Annotated in this window: 19 protein-coding genes; 6 read left to right on the top strand and 13 right to left on the bottom strand. The window is 70.3% G+C overall.

From position 1 onward, the window contains the following. Positions 1-240: 240 nt before the first annotated feature. From ACFY2K_RS16450 to ACFY2K_RS16415, 8 genes are all read right to left on the bottom strand, one after another. Positions 241-570, bottom strand: a complete 330-nt coding sequence (locus ACFY2K_RS16450; protein ID WP_031065274.1) for a metal-sulfur cluster assembly factor — start codon at positions 568-570, stop codon at positions 241-243. A 140-nt stretch (positions 571-710) separates the two neighbouring features. Then, positions 711-1,163, bottom strand: coding sequence for a Fe-S cluster assembly sulfur transfer protein SufU (gene sufU, locus ACFY2K_RS16445; protein WP_375888443.1), 453 nt, complete (start codon positions 1,161-1,163; stop codon positions 711-713). Between the two features lie 20 nt (positions 1,164-1,183). Next, positions 1,184-2,443, bottom strand: coding sequence for a cysteine desulfurase (locus ACFY2K_RS16440; RefSeq protein ID WP_375888440.1), 1,260 nt, complete (start codon positions 2,441-2,443; stop codon positions 1,184-1,186). After that, positions 2,440-3,204, bottom strand: a complete 765-nt coding sequence (sufC, locus tag ACFY2K_RS16435; RefSeq protein ID WP_375888437.1) for a Fe-S cluster assembly ATPase SufC — start codon at positions 3,202-3,204, stop codon at positions 2,440-2,442. The genes ACFY2K_RS16440 and sufC overlap by 4 nt, the downstream gene beginning before the upstream one ends. A gap of 6 nt (positions 3,205-3,210) precedes the next feature. Next, the gene (locus ACFY2K_RS16430; protein ID WP_375888434.1) at positions 3,211-3,528 is read right to left on the bottom strand and encodes a bifunctional 3-phenylpropionate/cinnamic acid dioxygenase ferredoxin subunit; all 318 of its coding nucleotides are present in this window, start codon (positions 3,526-3,528) and stop codon (positions 3,211-3,213) included. Between the two features lie 5 nt (positions 3,529-3,533). Further along, complete coding sequence (sufD, locus tag ACFY2K_RS16425; RefSeq protein ID WP_375888431.1) at positions 3,534-4,766, bottom strand: Fe-S cluster assembly protein SufD; 1,233 nt, start codon at positions 4,764-4,766, stop codon at positions 3,534-3,536. A 62-nt stretch (positions 4,767-4,828) separates the two neighbouring features. After that, entirely contained in the window at positions 4,829-6,244 is a 1,416-nt protein-coding gene (gene sufB / locus ACFY2K_RS16420) for a Fe-S cluster assembly protein SufB (RefSeq protein WP_375888428.1), read from the bottom strand. 49 nt (positions 6,245-6,293) lie between these two features. After that, the gene (locus ACFY2K_RS16415; RefSeq protein WP_375888425.1) at positions 6,294-7,109 is read right to left on the bottom strand and encodes a helix-turn-helix transcriptional regulator; all 816 of its coding nucleotides are present in this window, start codon (positions 7,107-7,109) and stop codon (positions 6,294-6,296) included. 177 nt (positions 7,110-7,286) lie between these two features. On the opposite strand from ACFY2K_RS16415, the gene ACFY2K_RS16410 reads away from it, so the two are divergent. After that, positions 7,287-8,216: an ABC transporter ATP-binding protein gene (locus tag ACFY2K_RS16410; protein ID WP_375888422.1), complete on the top strand. Its 930-nt coding sequence runs from the start codon at positions 7,287-7,289 to the stop codon at positions 8,214-8,216. 50 nt (positions 8,217-8,266) lie between these two features. Further along, positions 8,267-8,986: an ABC transporter permease gene (locus ACFY2K_RS16405; protein ID WP_380594797.1), complete on the top strand. Its 720-nt coding sequence runs from the start codon at positions 8,267-8,269 to the stop codon at positions 8,984-8,986. 116 nt (positions 8,987-9,102) lie between these two features. Here the strand turns inward: ACFY2K_RS16405 and ACFY2K_RS16400 are convergent, their stop codons facing one another. Both ACFY2K_RS16400 and ACFY2K_RS16395 read right to left on the bottom strand, forming a co-directional pair. Next, positions 9,103-9,792, bottom strand: coding sequence for an LAETG motif-containing sortase-dependent surface protein (locus ACFY2K_RS16400; protein WP_375888420.1), 690 nt, complete (start codon positions 9,790-9,792; stop codon positions 9,103-9,105). 354 nt (positions 9,793-10,146) lie between these two features. Next, positions 10,147-11,493 (bottom strand): choice-of-anchor A family protein, encoded by a 1,347-nt coding sequence (locus ACFY2K_RS16395; protein WP_387711899.1) that lies wholly within the window; start codon positions 11,491-11,493, stop codon positions 10,147-10,149. Positions 11,494-11,678: 185 nt separating this feature from the next. Here ACFY2K_RS16395 and ACFY2K_RS16390 point away from each other — a divergent pair, with 185 nt between their 5' ends. Further along, a complete protein-coding gene (locus ACFY2K_RS16390) occupies positions 11,679-12,659 on the top strand; it encodes a heme A synthase (RefSeq protein WP_380594787.1) in 981 nt (326 codons plus the stop codon). Between the two features lie 50 nt (positions 12,660-12,709). On the opposite strand, the gene ACFY2K_RS16385 is transcribed toward ACFY2K_RS16390, so the two are convergent. From ACFY2K_RS16385 to ACFY2K_RS16375, 3 genes are read right to left on the bottom strand one after another with little or no spacing between them, the layout of a single operon-like run. Beyond that, positions 12,710-13,132, bottom strand: coding sequence for an NUDIX hydrolase (locus ACFY2K_RS16385; RefSeq protein WP_387711897.1), 423 nt, complete (start codon positions 13,130-13,132; stop codon positions 12,710-12,712). Then, a complete protein-coding gene (locus tag ACFY2K_RS16380) occupies positions 13,129-13,701 on the bottom strand; it encodes a GNAT family N-acetyltransferase (protein WP_380524218.1) in 573 nt (190 codons plus the stop codon). Before ACFY2K_RS16380 ends, ACFY2K_RS16385 begins: the two co-directional genes overlap by 4 nt. Before the next feature lie 5 nt (positions 13,702-13,706). Beyond that, a complete protein-coding gene (locus ACFY2K_RS16375) occupies positions 13,707-14,261 on the bottom strand; it encodes a flavoprotein (protein ID WP_380524151.1) in 555 nt (184 codons plus the stop codon). A gap of 83 nt (positions 14,262-14,344) precedes the next feature. Here ACFY2K_RS16375 and ACFY2K_RS16370 point away from each other — a divergent pair, with 83 nt between their 5' ends. The 3 genes from ACFY2K_RS16370 to tgmA all read left to right on the top strand — a co-directional run bounded on the left by ACFY2K_RS16370 (position 14,345) and on the right by tgmA (position 16,865). After that, positions 14,345-15,529, top strand: coding sequence for a helix-turn-helix domain-containing protein (locus tag ACFY2K_RS16370; protein WP_387711895.1), 1,185 nt, complete (start codon positions 14,345-14,347; stop codon positions 15,527-15,529). A gap of 104 nt (positions 15,530-15,633) precedes the next feature. Continuing rightward, a complete protein-coding gene (locus ACFY2K_RS16365; protein ID WP_387711893.1) occupies positions 15,634-16,104 on the top strand; it encodes an ATP-binding protein in 471 nt (156 codons plus the stop codon). A 488-nt stretch (positions 16,105-16,592) separates the two neighbouring features. After that, entirely contained in the window at positions 16,593-16,865 is a 273-nt protein-coding gene (gene tgmA, locus ACFY2K_RS16360; protein WP_380524156.1) for a putative ATP-grasp-modified RiPP, read from the top strand. Position 16,866 lies beyond the last annotated feature (1 nt).

Genomic DNA, 16,866 nt, shown 5'->3' with positions numbered 1-16,866 from the left:
CGCCTACGCGTGGCTGGAGGGCCGCGTCGACAACGGCGACCGCCGGGCGCACGGCGAGGGCCGGGGTGGGCACCCGCCGACAGGCGGGTGGGGGGGTGGACGGTGGGGAACGGCGGTAGAACTGCCCAACGAAGCAGATGATGCGCGGGTGTTCACCCGGTGGTGGCGGAGACGCCACTGCCCGGGACTCCACGAAGGAGTCCCGGGCAGCGGTTGACGATCGACGATCGACGGACGACCTCAGACGTTGAAGCCCAGGGCCCGCAGCTGGTCGCGGCCGTCGTCGGTGATCTTGTCCGGGCCCCACGGCGGCATCCAGACCCAGTTGATCCGCAGGTCCTGGACCAGGCCGTCGGTGGCGGTCTTGGCCTGGTCCTCGATGACGTCGGTCAGCGGGCAGGCCGCCGAGGTGAGCGTCATGTCGATGGTGGCCACGTCGGACTCGTCGATGTGGATGCCGTAGATGAGGCCCAGGTTGACGACGTCGATGCCCAGTTCGGGGTCGACGACGTCCATCAGGGCCTCGGTCAGGTCCTCGACCGAGACGGTCCCGGCGGTGGTGCCGACGATGACGACACCGTTCGGCTGCTCCTCCGCACTGGAAGCCGCGCCGGATGCCGTACCGGAAGCCGCAGCGGGGGCCGTGGCGTCGGCGGCGGGCGCCTCGGTGGTGCTCTCGTCACTCATGGTCTTGTCCTCCCTCTGCAGGTTCAGTCGTTCACAACGGGGTGCTTGGCGAGCGCCTGGGCGGTGGCGTCCTTCCAGGCCATCCAGCTGAGCAGCGCGCACTTGACCCGGGCCGGGTACTTGGAGACGCCGGCGAACGCGACCGCGTCCTCCAGCACCTCCTCGTCGCCCTCGCCCTGGCCCTTGCTCTGCATCAGCTCCAGGAAGGCCTCCTGGACGGCCTGGGCCTCGCCGACGGTCTTGCCGACGACCAGCTCGTTCAGCACCGAGGCGCTGGCCTGGCTGATCGAGCAGCCCTGGGACTCGTACGAGACGTCGGCGACGGTCGCGCCGTCGAGCTTCACCCGCAGGGTGATCTCGTCGCCGCACGTCGGGTTGACGTGGTGCACCTCGGCGTCGCCGTCCCGCAGCCCCTTGCCCTTCGGGTTGCGGTAGTGGTCCAGGATGATGTCCTGGTACATCGAGTCGAGCTTCATGATCGTCCTGCCCTGTCCCGTCAGCCGAAGAAGTTCCGGACGTGGTGCAGGCCGTCGATCAGTGCGTCGACCTCGCCCGGCGTCGAGTACAGGTAGAACGACGCCCGCGTGGTCGCCGGAATTCCGTACCGGAGGCAGACCGGACGCGCGCAGTGGTGTCCGACGCGCACGGCGATGCCCTGCTCGTCCAGCACCTGGCCCACGTCGTGCGGGTGGATGTCGCCGAGGGTGAAGGAGATCGCGGCACCGCGGTCCACGGCCGTGCGCGGACCGATGATCCGCAGGTCGGGGACCTCCAGCAGGCGCTCCACCGCGTACTCGGTGATCGCGTGCTCGTGCGCGGCGATCTTGTCCATGCCGATGGCCGACAGGTAGTCGATGGCCGCGCCGAGCCCGACCGCCTGGGCGATCGGCGGGGTGCCGGCCTCGAACTTGTGCGGCGCCGGGGCGTAGGTGGACGAGCCCATGGTGACGGTCTCGATCATCTCGCCGCCGCCGAGGAACGGCGGGAGGTCCTCCAGCAGCTCCTGGCGGCCCCAGAGCACGCCGATGCCGGTCGGGCCGAGCATCTTGTGGCCGGTGAAGGCGACGAAGTCGGCCTCCAGCGCCTGGACGTCGAGCACCATGTGCGGCGCGGCCTGCGAGGCGTCGATGACGACCAGCGCGCCGACCGACTGGGCCTTGCGGACGATCGTCTCGACCGGGTTGACGGTGCCGAGCAGGTTGGAGACCAGGGTGAAGGAGACCACCTTGGTCTTCTCGGTGATCAGCTCGTCGATGTCGGACAGGTCGAGCCGGCCCTCGTCGGTGAGCCCGAACCACTTGAGCTTCGCACCGGTGCGCTGCGAGAGCAGCTGCCACGGGACGATGTTGGAGTGGTGCTCCATCTCCGTGATCACGATCTCGGAGTCGGCGTCGACCTTGTACGGCTCGTCGGCCCAACCGAGCATGTTGGCAACGAGGTTGAGCGACTCGGAGGCGTTCTTGGTGAAGATCACCTCGTTGCGGCTCGGCGCGTTGACGAAGGCCGCGACCTTGTCGCGGGCGCCCTCGTACAGCGCCGTGGCCTCCTCGGCGAGCACGTGCACGCCGCGGTGGACGTTGGCGTTGTGCCGCTCGTAGTAGCCGTTCAGCGCCTCCAGCACCTGGCGCGGCTTCTGCGAGGTCGCCGCGTTGTCCAGGTAGACCAGCGGCTTGTCCTCGTGGAGCAGACGCTGCAGGACCGGGAAGTCCTTGCGGATCGCGTCGGTGTCCAGCAGTCCCGTAAAAGCGTGGGTCACTCGGAAGCGCCCCCCTTCACATACGCCTCGTAGCCCTCGTTCTCCAGCTTGTCGGCCAGCTCGGCGCCGCCGGACTCGACGATGCGGCCGCCCGCGAAGACGTGGACGTGGTCGGGCTTGATGTACCGCAGGATGCGGGTGTAGTGGGTCACCAGCAGGGTGCCGACCTCGCCGGTGGAGCGGACCCGGTTGATGCCCTCGGAGACGATGCGCAGCGCGTCGACGTCCAGGCCGGAGTCGGTCTCGTCGAGGATCGCGATCTTCGGCTTGAGGAGCTCCAGCTGGAGGATCTCGTGGCGCTTCTTCTCACCGCCGGAGAAGCCCTCGTTGACGTTGCGCTCGGCGAACGCCGGGTCCATCTGCAGGGCGGCCATCGCCTCCTTGACCTCCTTGACCCACAGCCGCAGCTTGGGGGCCTCGCCGCGGACGGCGGTGGCGGCGGTGCGCAGGAAGTTGGAGACCGAGACGCCGGGGACCTCGACCGGGTACTGCATGGCCAGGAAGACGCCGGCCTTGGCGCGCTCGTCGACGGACATCTCCAGGACGTCCTCGCCGTCCAGCAGCACGGTGCCGCCGGTGACGGTGTACTTCGGGTGGCCGGCCAGCGAGTAGGCCAGGGTGGACTTGCCGGAGCCGTTCGGACCCATGATGGCGTGGGTCTCGCCCTGCTTCACGGTCAGGTCGACGCCCTTCAGGATCTCGCGCGGGCCGTTCTCGGCGTCGACGGAGACGTGCAGGTCGCGGATTTCAAGGGTTGCCATGTGTACTCAGGACTCCTGGTTGACGGAGACGAGCACATCGTCCCCTTCGATCTTTACGGGGTAGACAGCGACCGGCTTGGTGGCGGGCAGGCCGGAGGGCTTGCCGGTGCGCAGGTCGAAGCTGGAGCCGTGCAGCCAGCACTCGATCATGCAGTTCTCGACCTCGCCCTCCGAGAGCGAGACGTTCGCGTGCGAGCAGGTGTCGTTGATCGCGAACACCCCCTCGTCGGTGCGGACGACCGAGACCGGCACGCCGTTGAGGTCCACGCGCTTGGGCACGTCCTCCTGGAGGTCGCTCAGCGCGCAGGCACGCAGGAAGCTCATCGGGATCAGACCGCCGCTTCCAGCTCTGCGTCGATCTTCACCAGGAGCTGCTCCTGGACCTCGGCGACCCCGATCTGCTGGAGCAGCTCGGCGAAGAAGCCGCGGACCACCAGACGGCGGGCCTCGTCGGCCGGGATGCCGCGGGCCATCAGGTAGAACAGCTGCTCGTCGTCGAAGCGGCCGGTCGCCGAGGCGTGGCCGGCGCCGACGATCTCGCCGGTCTCGATCTCCAGGTTCGGGATCGAGTCGACCCGGGCGCCGTCGGTGAGCACCAGGTTCCGGTTGAGCTCGTAGGTGTCGGTGCCGAGCGCGGCGGCGCGGATCAGCACGTCGCCGACCCAGACCGCGTGGGCGTCCTGGCCCTGCAGCGCGCCCTTGTACGCCACGTTCGACCGGCAGTGCGGCGTGTCGTGGTCGATGACCAGGCGGTGCTCCAGGTGCTGGCCGGCGTCGGCGAAGTACAGGCCGAACAGCTCGGCCTCGCCGCCGGGGGCCGCGTAGTTGACCCGCGGGTGGAGGCGCACCAGGTCGCCGCCGAAGGTGACGACCACGGACTTGAACGAGGCGTCCCGGCCGACCAGCGCGCTCTGCTGGGCGACGTGGACGGCGTCCCGGTCCCAGTCCTGGACGGAGACGAAGGTGAGCTTGGCACCGTCGCCGACCAGCAGCTCGACGTTGGCGGCCCGGGTGCCGGTGCCCTCGTGGTTGAGCACCACGACGGCCTCGGCGAACGGCTTGACGTCGATCACCACGTGGGCGAAGCGGACCCCGCCCTCGGCGCGCACGTCGATCCTGACCGGCTCGGTCAGCACCGCGTCCTTGGGGACGGTGACCACCAGGGCCTGCTCGAACGCGCTGAACGCCTGCGCGGCGACCCGGTCGACCGGCGTGCCGGCCTTGCCCAGCCGGGCGTCGTCGCGGCCGACGGTCTCGGCGGTGACGCCGTCCGGCAGCGCGAACTCGACCTTGTCCGCGCCCCGCTCACCGGCGGCGGCGGTGCCGTCGTGCAGGCCGGCGAGGCGGTGCAGCGGGGTGAACCGCCAGTCCTCCTCGCGGCCGGTGGGCACCGGGAAGTCGTTCACGTCGAAGGACGGCTTGACCGCGACGCGCGCGTCGATCGGCTGGTGGACGCTGGTCCGGCCGGTGCCGGGGCCGGCGAGCTGCTCGCCCGCGCCGGCGGTACCGACCTCGATCGAACCGGCGGTGGTGGAGCCGGTGGTGTTCTGAACGTCAGCCATGGCTGTTCGTAGTGCTCTCTTCCTCAGGAAATCCGGATGGATGGCGGCGGTTCGGCCGGTCGTCAGCCGACCGCGCCCTCCATCTGCAGCTCGATCAGCCGGTTGAGCTCCAGCGCGTACTCCATCGGCAGCTCGCGCGCGATCGGCTCGACGAAGCCGCGGACGATCATCGCCATCGCCTCGAACTCGGTCATGCCCCGGCTCATCAGGTAGAACAGCTGGTCCTCGCTGACCTTGGAGACGGTCGCCTCGTGGCCCATGGACACGTCGTCCTCGCGGACGTCCACGTACGGGTAGGTGTCCGAGCGGGAGATGGTGTCGACCAGCAGCGCGTCGCACAGCACGTTGGACTTGGCGCCCTTGGAGCCCTCACCGATCTCGATCAGACCGCGGTAGGAGGTCCGGCCGCCGCCGCGCGCCACCGACTTGGAGACGATGTTGGAGGAGGTGTTCGGCGCCATGTGCACCATCTTGGCGCCGGCGTCCTGGTGCTGGCCCTCGCCCGCGAAGGCGATCGACAGGGTCTCGCCCTTGGCGTGCTCGCCCATCAGGTAGACGGCCGGGTACTTCATGGTGACCTTGGAGCCGATGTTGCCGTCGACCCACTCCATGGTCGCGCCCTCGTACGCCACGGCGCGCTTGGTGACCAGGTTGTAGACGTTGTTCGACCAGTTCTGGATGGTCGTGTAGCGGCAGCGGCCGCCCTTCTTGACGATGATCTCGACGACCGCCGAGTGCAGCGAGTCGGAGGAGTAGATCGGCGCGGTGCAGCCCTCGACGTAGTGGACGTAGGCGTCCTCGTCGACGATGATCAGCGTCCGCTCGAACTGGCCCATGTTCTCGGTGTTGATCCGGAAGTAGGCCTGGAGCGGGATGTCCACGTGCACGCCCTTCGGCACGTAGATGAACGAGCCGCCGGACCACACCGCCGTGTTCAGCGCGGCGAACTTGTTGTCGCCGGCCGGGATGACGGTGCCGAAGTACTCCTTGAAGATCTCCGGGTGCTCGCGCAGCGCGGTGTCGGTGTCCAGGAAGAGGACGCCCTGCTCCTCCAGGTCCTCGCGGATCTGGTGGTAGACGACCTCGGACTCGTACTGGGCGGCGACACCGGCGACCAGGCGCTGCTTCTCCGCCTCCGGGATGCCCAGCCGGTCGTAGGTGGCCTTGATGTCCGCGGGCAGGTCCTCCCAGGACTCGGCCTGCTTCTCGGTGGAGCGCACGAAGTACTTGATGTTGTCGAAGTCGATGCCGGTGAGGTCGGAGCCCCAGGTCGGCATGGGCTTCTTGCCGAACAGCTTGAGGCCCTTGAGCCGCAGGTTCAGCATCCACTCGGACTCGTTCTTCTTCGCCGAGATGTCGCGGACGACCTCCTCGCTGAGCCCGCGCTTGGCCGCGGCGCCGGCGGCGTCCGGGTCGGCCCAGCCGTACTCGTAATTGCCGAGGCCTTCGAGCTCGGGGTGCGAAACGGTGTCAGTCATGCGAGCTTCCTAACGCGCGGACGCTGAATCTTCGGTGGACGCGGAGTTTTCATGTGCTGGCAGTCGGCACTGCATCGGAACCGCGGCCCGCCGGGGGCTGGGCAGGCGACGATGCGGCACCGGGTGCCGGCACATAGGTGGTGCAGACCCCGTCGCCGTGGGCGATGGTGGCCAGCCGTTGCACATGGGTGCCCAGGAGCTGGGAGAAGACCTCGGTCTCCGCCTCGCAGAGCTGCGGGAACTGCTCGGCGATGTGCGCGACCGGGCAGTGGTGCTGGCAGAGCTGGGCGCCCGCCGGGGCCTTGGCCACGGCCGACGGGACACGCCGCACCGTGGCAGCGTACCCGTCCGCGCTCAGCGCCTGGGCGAGGGCCTCCGGACGCTCCTGCGCCTCGGCCCCCAGCAGTGTCTCCCGGTACTTCTCGCCCTGCTTGCCGAACCGGGCGCGGGCGAAGGCGGCGACCGCCTCCTCGCCCGCCTTGCCGCCGCCCACCGCGTCGGAGATCCAGCGCAGCGCGTCGGCGGCGAGCTGGTCGTACGCCTGGTAGAAGGCGTCCCGGCCGGCGTCGGTGAGGGCGAAGACCTTGGCGGGGCGGCCCCGGCCCCGGCTGCCGTAGACCCGCTGTTCGCGGGACTCGACCAGACGGGCGGCGGCCAGGCCGTCCAGGTGGCGGCGGACGGCGGCGGCGGTGAGGCCGAGCCGGGTCGCCAGGTCGGCGGCGGAGGAGGGGCCGTGGTCCAGGATCGACCGGGCGACCCGGTCCCTGGTGGCCCGGTGGCCCTCCAGCAGCACCTCGGCGGCCGTCACGGGCACGTCGCAGCCGGGGGCCGACTCGGCCTCCTGCTGCGGGGTGTGCTCGCGCATGTTTTTCACAACACCAGTGTTGCGTAATTACTTCCGGCAGGACAAGCCGTGATGCAGGCCTCACTCGTGTCATCTGTCACGCAGGTAAGCCTTACCTGACCTGCATCGATGATCACCAAGGCCGGTCTCCGGACCGGGCGTTCGGCCCGGGTGTTCGGTCCTCTTAGACTCGCCGGTATGCATTCCGAACCCGCGGTCCAGGTCTCCGGGCTGGTCAAACGCTACGGCGACAAGGTCGCGGTGGACGGCCTCGACCTGACCATCGCGACCGGCGCGATCACCGCCGTCCTCGGCCCCAACGGCGCCGGGAAGACCACCACCATCGAGACCTGCGAGGGCTACCGCCGCCCCGACGCCGGCACCGTCCGCGTCCTCGGCCTCGACCCGGTCGCCCAGAGCGCCGCCCTGCGGCCCCGGATCGGCGTCATGCTCCAGTCCGGGGGCGTGTACGCGGGCGCGCGCGCCGTCGAAATGCTCCGGCACACCGCCAAGCTGCACGCCCACCCGCTGGACGTGGACGCCCTGGTCGAGCGCCTCGGCCTCGGCTCCTGCGGCCGCACCACCTACCGCCGGCTCTCCGGCGGCCAGCAGCAGCGGCTCGCCCTCGCGATGGCCGTGGTCGGCCGCCCCGAACTGGTCTTCCTGGACGAGCCCACCGCCGGCCTCGACCCCCAGGCCCGCCGCGCCACCTGGGACCTGGTCCGCGACCTGCGCCGGGACGGCGTCACCGTGGTCGTCACCACCCACCACATGGACGAGGCCGAACAGCTCGCCGACCGCGTCGCCGTCGTCGACCGCGGCAAGGTCATCGCCGACGGCACCGTGACCGAGCTGTGCCGCGGCGGCGCCGAGGACGCCCTGCGCTTCGACGGCCCGCCCGGCCTCGACCTCGGCCCGCTGCTCAAGGAGCTGCCCGCCGGCGCCACCGCCACCGAGACCGCCCCCGGCAGCTACCGCGTCGAGGCACCCCTCGACCCCAGCCGGCTGCTGGCCACCGTCACCGGCTGGTGCGCGGCCTCCGGCATCCTGCCCGAGCGGCTGGCCGTACAGCGCCGCAGCCTCGAAGACGTCTTCCTCGACCTGACCGGACGGGAGCTCCGCTCGTGACCACCACGACCGACTACGCGCCGAAGCCCGGTGCCGCACCCGTCGGCCGGATGCTGCTCGCCCAGACCGCCTTCGAGACGAAGATGCTGCTGCGCAACGGTGAGCAGCTGCTGCTCACCGTGGTCATCCCGACCGTGCTGCTGGTGCTGTTCTCCGCCGTGGACGTCGTCACCGTGGAGGGCCCCGGCAAGCGGGTCGACTTCCTGGCGCCCGGCCTGCTCGCCCTGGCCGTGATGTCGACCGCCTTCACCGGGCAGGCCATCGCCACCGGCTTCGAGCGCCGCTACGGCGTGCTCAAGCGGCTCGGCGCCAGCCCGCTGCCGCGCTGGACGCTGCTGACCGCCAAGACCGGCTGCGTCCTGGTGACGGAGGTCCTCCAGGTCGCCCTGCTGTCGGTGATCGCCCTGGCCCTCGGCTGGTCCCCGCACGGCAACCCGTTGGCCGTCGCCGCCCTGCTGGTCCTCGGCACCGCCGCCTTCTCCGGGCTCGGCCTGCTGATGGCCGGCACCCTCAAGGCCGAGGCCACCCTGGCCGCCGCCAACCTGGTGTTCATCCTGCTGCTGCTGGCCGGCGGGGTGATCGTGCCGCTGAGCAGGTTCCCGGACGCCGTGCGGTCGGCGCTGGAGCTGCTGCCGATCTCGGCGCTCTCGGACGGGCTGCGCTCGGTGCTCCAGCACGGCGCCGGGGTGCCCTGGTCGGACCTCGGGATCCTGGCCGGCTGGGCCGTCCTGGGGCTGGCCGCGGCCGCCCGGTTCTTCCGCTGGGAGTAGCCGCCCGGAGCAGCAGCCAGGAGTGGCCACCGGGAGTGGCCGCCTCCCCGTCAACGCCTGACGCCCCCGACCTGTCGAGGTCGGGGGCGTCAGGTGTTCTAGCCGGTCACCGGGGGTCAGCCCTGGGTGCCGCCGCGACGCTTGCGGGCGAGCAGCACGAGCGCGCCGCCGACCAGCAGCACGCCGCCGCCGGCCGCCGCGATCATCGGGGTGGCGTCATTGCCACCGGTCTGGGCCAGCGCCGGGGCGCTGGTGCTGGGCGCCGGGGCCGGGGCGGCCGGGGTCGTCCGGCTGGGGGTGGGGGTCGGGGTGGCCGACGGGGTCCCGCTCGGGGTGGGCGTCGTCGACGGGGTGCCGGTCGGCGTCTGCGTCGGGGTCGGCGTGGGGGTGGGCGTCTTGGTGGGGGTCGGGGTGGGCGTCGGGGTCGGGGTGTGGCACGGCGCGATGGTCTTGGTCTCGTCGATGTTCCACCCCTTCTCCGCCGGGGTCTCGGTGGTCTTGACCACCAGGTGGGCGACGATCGGGGCGTCGTGGTCCTTCACCGGGTACTTGCCGTGGAACTCCGCCGGGAACCCCTGGGCGTCCACGACCTTCTCGTCACCGATGGTGAGGCTGACGGTGTTCTTCACGTCGGCCTTGGGGCTGTAGTTGATCAGGTCGACCACGACCTTGTCGCAGGTCACCGACCAGGTCGGCACGTGCGCCGAGGCGTTGGTGGCCAGTGCCAGCGGCAGGAGAATTCCGGCCGCCGCCGTACCGGCGAGTGCCGCCGCGCCCATCCGAATGTGCCGCTGCTGTCGCGCCATTACCCTGTTCCCCTCCGAACGGTCGTACGCAGCAGGCGGGTTGAAGTGGTTCGCAGTGGCCCACTACGACATGTCCGGGGGACTCTACCGGCACTTCCGCACCTCGCCACACCCCGCCGTACGACCGGATTTCGTCTGTCCGTGCGTTCTTGGATGTGCTCGACCAGCCCATCACAGCCGCCACCTCGCAGAACGCGAATTCGGCACACTTGAATGAACTTGGTCACTTTCAGAACAACGGCGCCCCCGGTGATCAGGTTCAATCACCGGGGGCGCCCTGTCGACACGTCGACGAACGGTCGGAGCACTCAGGCCTGTCAGGCCCCTCAAGGCCCCTCGGACCCCTCAGGTCCCTCAGGCCCGCTTCGCGGCCTTGCGCCGGGCCGCGACCACGATCCCGCCACCGGCCGCCAGGACGACGGCGCCGCCGATGGCCAGCGGCAGAACCGGGCCGGAGCCGGTGTGCGCCAGGTTGCCGCCCTCGTTCGCGGACGCGGACGGGCTGGCCGAAGCACCGCCCGGCACGGCCGCCGAGGAGGAGGCGGACGGACTGGCCGAGCCGCTCGGGCTCGGCCTGCCGGTCACCGGGGTGCTCGGGGAGCCGGACGGGCCGGTCGAGGCGCTCGGCGTCACCGGAGTGGTCGGCGTGCCGGACGGCGTCACCGGCGGGGTGACCGGCGGCGTGGCCGGGGTGGTCGGCACGGTGGTGCCGGGCAGGCAGCCGGTGAAGGGGAAGTGGTGGGTCTCCGCGCCGGAGGTACCGGTCAGCGAGGCCGCGATCACCGAGCCGTTGATCGGCGCACCGCCGGACGGCGGCTGGCCGTTGACACCCGGGGTGTTCAGCGAGACGGCCGCGTTCGGCGCCAGCACGGAGCCGGCCCAGGCGGCGTCGCCCTTCTTGGTCACCTTGGTCGCGGTCGGGAAGTTCCAGAGCAGCTTGGAGCGGACGGCCCCGTTCGACGCGCTCTGCAGCTTGTCGTCCAGCACGAAGTCCGACTTCCCGGCGTCCCAGAGGAAGAAGCCACTGGTCCCGGCCGCGGCCATGTCGTACGAGCCGCCGGTCACGTTGATGACGGCCACCGCGCCGACCGGGACCTTCACGTAGACGCCCTTGGCGCCCTGGAGCTTCCCGGCGTCGACGGTGAAGCTGTTGTACGTGGCGTCGCCGCCGGTGAAGGTCAGCTTGCCGCCGTCGGCCTGGACGGTCGCCCCGGCGGTCTGCGGCACGGCGGCCAGCGCGGTGGAGGCGGCGCGCAGCTTGGCGAACTCGGCCTTGAAGTCGATCGGCGAGGCGCCCTGGGTGATCTTGCCCTGGTGGGCCTCGACCACGGCGCCGTCGGCCTTGGAGCCGTAGACGCCGTTGCCCTTCATCACCTGGGTGTTGTGGCCGGTGATCCTGCCCGCGACGACCAGTGCGTTCTTGCCGGGCAGGGCGTCGACCTCGGCGGCGGTGAGCTCCTGGCCGACGGAGAAGCCGCCGGTGAAGTTCGCGTTGCCGCCGACGGCGACGGCGCCCTCGGCGTCGGGGGTGTGGGTGTCGTCGCCCTCGATGAACTCACCGTAGAGGTTGGCGACCCCGAGGCTGCGGCACTGCTCATCGGTGCCGGTGGTGCCGACGGCCTGGGCAGCTGGGGCGATCAGGCTCGCGAGTGCGAGCGAGCCGCCGACCGCGAGCGCGGCGGCGGAGGTGGATATGCGCATGTGCGGGTCTCCGCTTGTGCGGGAGGAGTGGGAGAGGCCCGAAAAAGGTATGGACCAATCCGCACTCTTTCGGCCAAACGGTTGAATGGTCAAGACCACTGACCGCCTTGTCCGAACAGTCCGGTTTGATCACCGGCGGCCGCACCCCGCGCCCCGCCCCAAGATCGCCCGTAAGGCCGCCTACGATGGAGCGCGTGCTGAACCCCTTCTCCCTGCTCGCCGAGCGCTGGCAGCCCTCCGCCGCGATGGTCCGGCGCGCCACGTTCGCCGCGCTGGTGATGAGCGTGGTGATCGTCGTCACCGGCGGCGCCGTCCGGCTCACCGCCTCCGGCCTCGGCTGTACGACGTGGCCCCGCTGCACCGCCGAGAGCCTGACGCCCACCGCGGAGATGGGCTTCCACGGCATCGTCGAGTTCACCAACCGGATGCTGACGTACGTGCTGAGCGCGGCCGTCGGCTGGGCGATCCTCGCCGCGCGCTGCCACCGCCCCTGGCGGCGCAGCATGACCAAGCTCGGCTGGGCCCAGTTCTGGATCGTGATGAGCAACGCGGTCCTCGGCGGCATCACGGTGCTGACGGGCCTCAACCCGTACACCGTGGCGCTCCACATGATCGCCGCGATGGCGCTCGTCTGGGTCGCCCTCCTGATGTGGGAGCGGTCGAAGGAAGGCGACGGCCCGGCCCGACTGTCGGTCGCCCGCCCCATCCACCAGCTCTCCTACGTGCTGGTCACCGTGGTCGGCCTCCTGGTCGCGGCAGGCACCCTGGTCACCGGAGCCGGCCACCACCCGGGCACCCCGCAGGACAACAAGATCGTCCCCCGCATCCCGATCGACTACGACAGGTTGGCCCAGTTCCACGCCGACTTCGCGTTCGTCTCGGTCGGCCTCACCATCGCGATGATCTTCGTCTTCGCAGCCGTGAAGGCCCCGCCCGCAGCCAAGGCCCGCACCAGGGAACTGCTGATCGTCCTGCTCCTTCAGGGCGTCCTCGGCTTCATCCAGTACTTCACCGACGCGCCGGAACTCATGGTCGGCCTGCACATGTTGGGCGCAAGCCTGACGTGGATCGCCGCCCTCCGCATCCCCCTCGCCCTCCGCACCCGCGAGGTAGAGGAGAAGCTCACCGAACTCCCCACCCAGGCCCCCCAGGCCGCCGCAGTCTGAGCACCGTCGCGACGGCCCCCATCCGAGTTCGGATGGGGGCCGTCGCTGTGTCACAACAGCCGCCGTCCATCGTGCGTACGGATGCTCGGTGCCGAATCCTCTCGAAGCGCGTCCAGGACACGCACGGCATAGGCCTCTGCCACGCGCTCGGATACCTCGTCCGCCGTGAGCCAGCCGACTTCAATCGATTCATCCGAGAGCTGCACTTCTCCGCCCTCAGGCCGACAGCGAAAGACGAGCGCGACAACCCCTCGCCGCAGGTTCTTGTAGACCCCGGTCAGCCGCTCCACACCAGCATGGATCCCGGTCTCCTCGTAGACCTCCCGGCACACTCCGTCCTCGATGCCCTCATCCAACTCCAGCACGCCACCCGGCGGCTCCCACGCCCCGTTGTCAGCCCGCCGGATCGCCAACACCCGCCCGTCCTCCCGCACCACCACCCCCGCAACGGAAACAGAGTGGAGCGGCGTCACCTTCGCGCCGCCGGGCGGGTCAGTTCGAGGACCATCACGTCATGCCGGGCCGCGCCCTCCCAAGGGATCGCCGCCCCGACGCGCCTGTAGCCCCACGCTCGGTAGGACGCCTGGGCCGCAGTCGCCTCTGCTCGGGAGTTCAGCATCACCCGGGCATTGTCGATGCCCTCGATGAGGACGCGATGCATGCGGGTGGCGACGCCCTGGCGGCGCCACCCGGGTCGGACCGCCAGCTCGAAGAGGCCGAACGTGCGGTTGCCGTCTTCACACCGGAGATCCTCGGACACGGGATCGATCAGGGCGTCCCACCATCCGCTGTCCGCCGACAGCGGGTAGCCGTACGCCATGCCCACGACGGTGTCACCGTCGAAGGCGATCGCCGCCCGGAACCCCCGCCGACGCGCCTGCGAGCGGAACCGGCGAAACGCCCGCTCCACGTCAACCGGCCCATCGCCGTAGGGGGCCTCCGCGAACGCCTCCGCGAACACCGCCTTCAACCGGCCCTCCAGCTCGGCCGCTTGCTCACCATCCAACAGCCGAACCGCCACCATCACGCCTCCCCTGCCCATGAACGTCACGTAGTCCGTTCGGAAACGCTTCCGAGAGCAGGCCTGAGCAGGTCGAGCACATGGGCCCAGCTGTACTCGTCGCGCGCCCCGCCGGACTTGGGTTTGTGCGGCACGGCGTCGCCGATCAGGACACCCATCGACCGCAGCCGGGACAGGCTCTCCGAGTAGGCCGGGTGAGCGGCCAAGGCCGAGTTGACGTAGGGCTGGACGGCGACGGGAATGCCGAGCCCGTACGCCTCGCAGAGGATGCCCAGCGCGAGTGTGTCGGTGATTCCGAGGGCCCACTTGTTGATCGTGTTGAAGGTGGCGGAGACGACCGCGATGGCATCGGCCCCTGGCAGCGGCCGGGAACTGCCGGGTGTGCGCCAGGCCGAGCGGATCGGATAGCCGGTCTGGGCCTCGATGGCTTCCTGGTCCAGGAAGGGAAGCGTGTTCGGAGTGGCGATCACCCCGACGCTCCACCCCTCCGCGTGGGCAGCGGTGATCAGTTCGCCCACGCCATCAGCGATTCCCGAGGCGCAGACGACGACATAGAGGAAAGGCTCAGCGTGCTCGGTCAAAACCTGAACTCCTGTTCGTAGGAACACAACCCGCCACCTTCGGCGAGTATCGTCCGAGTGGCTGCTACGAACGGAGTACCAGTATGCCCAGGCACATCTCCGAGCACACGGGCGAGCGCATCGCCCAGTACCGCAAGCTCCGCCACCTGACCCAGCGGGAACTCGCCGCTCGTGCCCATATCTCCTACAGCATGCTGACCAAGGTCGAACAGGGGGCCAAGCCGGCCACACCCGCGGTAATCGCTGCCGTCGCCCGGGCGCTGTTCGTCCAAACCGTCGATCTCACCGGTCAGCCGTACGTGACCGAGTTGCAACAGGACGAACTCGACGTCCTGATCCAGCCGATCCGCGAAGCACTCGATCTGTACGACCTCGGCGCCGATCCCGAGGTTGCCCCGCGCTCGATGGGCGAACTGCACTCCGCCTCGGAGCAATTGTGCGCCCAGATCCGCGAGACCCGTATCAAGGACGCCGCCCGAACCCTTCCAGCTCTGATGATCGAGGCCACCACGGCCGCACACACGGCACCTTCCGAGAAGGCATGGCAGGTGCTGGCAAGCACCTACCGCACGGCTTACGACATCACCACGAAGTTGGGCTACAGCGATCTTTGCGTCGTGGCCTTGGACCGCATGGCCTGGGCGGCCGAGCGCGCATCCGACCCGGTGGTTGCCGGAGTCCGCCAGTACCTGCGGTCGCTGGTCTACCTTCGAGCAGGCCAGTACGACATCGGGAAGCGACTCGTAGGAGTCGGCATGGGCACCCTCGAACAAGCCGACCACAGTCGGCCCCGGGATGTGGCGGTCGGGCAACTACACCTCGGCGCAGCCATGTTGGCCGCGCGATCCGGGGACGGCGACACGGCAGCCGAACACATCGCGGACGCCGGGCGAATCGCCGAGGTGACCGGCGAGGCCATGCGAGTGCACTGGCTCTCGTTCGGACCGACGAACGTCGCCGTCCACCAAGTTGCGACCCTGGCCGAGCAGTACCGGTACGCAGAAGCCGTCCGAGCCGCCGAGCAGGTCCAGATCCCTGCGGAGTGGCCCGCCTCGCGGGCTGCCGCACACATCGCAGAGGTGGCACGGGCACAGTTGTGGATCGGCCGCTCGGAGGCCTCGCTGAAGTCGCTGCAGCGCGCAAGGGAGCTGGCGCCACAGCAGATGCGCTACCACCCAATGGTGCGGGAGACGGTTACCGGGCTCGTCTCAGCCCGCCGCTCGACACCGGACACTCTCGCGCACCTGGCGCACTGGGCCGGAATCTGATCATCACTCTCTGAGGCTGGACTATCACCAGGGAGTGATAGTCCAGCCCTTCCCTTGCGGCGATGCTCTCCGTAACGAGATCGCCACGCCAAGGAGAAGCGCCGATGAACCTCCTCTCGAACGTTGTGAGAGGCGACGCCCTGCTCCAACGGGGACCGGATGCGAGCGTCCACTCGTCCGCCGGACTGGCGACCATCTGCCTGCCGTACCGGCCCGAATCAGTGGGCGCCGCCCGGCGCTTCGTGCGCACGAAGCTGCGGGAATGGGGGCTGGACGACCTGGTGGACGACGCCGTCGTCATCGTCAGCGAACTGGCCACCAATGCGGTCGAGACCTGCTGCCGGACCCGCATGTTCGTCGGCGTCCGCCGCCCCACCGACCGGACCGTCCGCATCCTCGTCGGTGACGGGTCCCGCTCGATGCCCGTGATGGTCCAGGCCGGCCCCGACGCCACCTCCGGCCGGGGTCTGGCGATGGTCCACCGACTCACCCACGGCCGCTGGGGCGTCACGCCCCTCCCGTTCGGCAAGGTCGTCCACGCCGACCTCGCGACGCCCACCCCGAGCCCCCGGTGAACTCGCCACCTCCCGAGCCGAGTTCCGATTCCACCGATGCTCCCCCGACGCCCGACCCCACCCGGGTCTGGGCTGCCTACGGGGTGTCCGCGGCAGCCGGGCTGCACGTCATCGCCGCGGCCCTGATCCTGATCAACCGCGCCCACTGAACTCCCGTCCGCGCCGCCGACCCGGCGGCGCGGCCGGGGGGGGGCCCCCCCCCCCCCGGGCGGGCCGGCGGCGGGGGGGGGGCCCCCCAACCCCAACACACCCAAGTGCAATAAAAAAAAGAACACCCACCCCCCGGGGGTGGGGTGTCGTGGGGGGGTTGCGGGGGACGGGGGGCTCCCTTCCTGGCGCGGGCAATGCTTCCTCGGCGCCCGCCCCCCCCCCCCGCCCGCCCGCCCCCCCCCCCGGCGGCCGCGGCCGGGCTCGCCCAGCAACTCGGCAGGCCTGCCGAGTTGCTGTTCTCGCCCTCAATCACCAATGCCCAAGGAGGAACTGTCCAGATGACCACCGCACCGTGGGGCACCACCCGCATGGGGCCGTACCCCGGGTCCAGCTCGATCCCGGCCCTCACGCCCGTGATCGATCCCGAGACGCAGATCGCCGTGTTCATGGACGAGCACGGCCACACGGTCGAGATGGGTGCGCACGGCACCAGCACCGAGACCAGCACGCCCACGAGCACGGGCGGCGGCGACGGCCAGAGCGGGCAGCAGAACGCGCCAACCGACATGGACAGCATGCCCGCGAACGACCAGGACCAGGGAACGGGCTGAC

This window comes from Kitasatospora sp. NPDC001309 (assembly GCF_042896295.1).
Taxonomy (GTDB): domain Bacteria; phylum Actinomycetota; class Actinomycetes; order Streptomycetales; family Streptomycetaceae; genus Kitasatospora.
The sequence above is the reverse complement of the archived record's forward strand: the minus strand, read 5'-3'. Positions and strand labels throughout refer to the sequence as shown.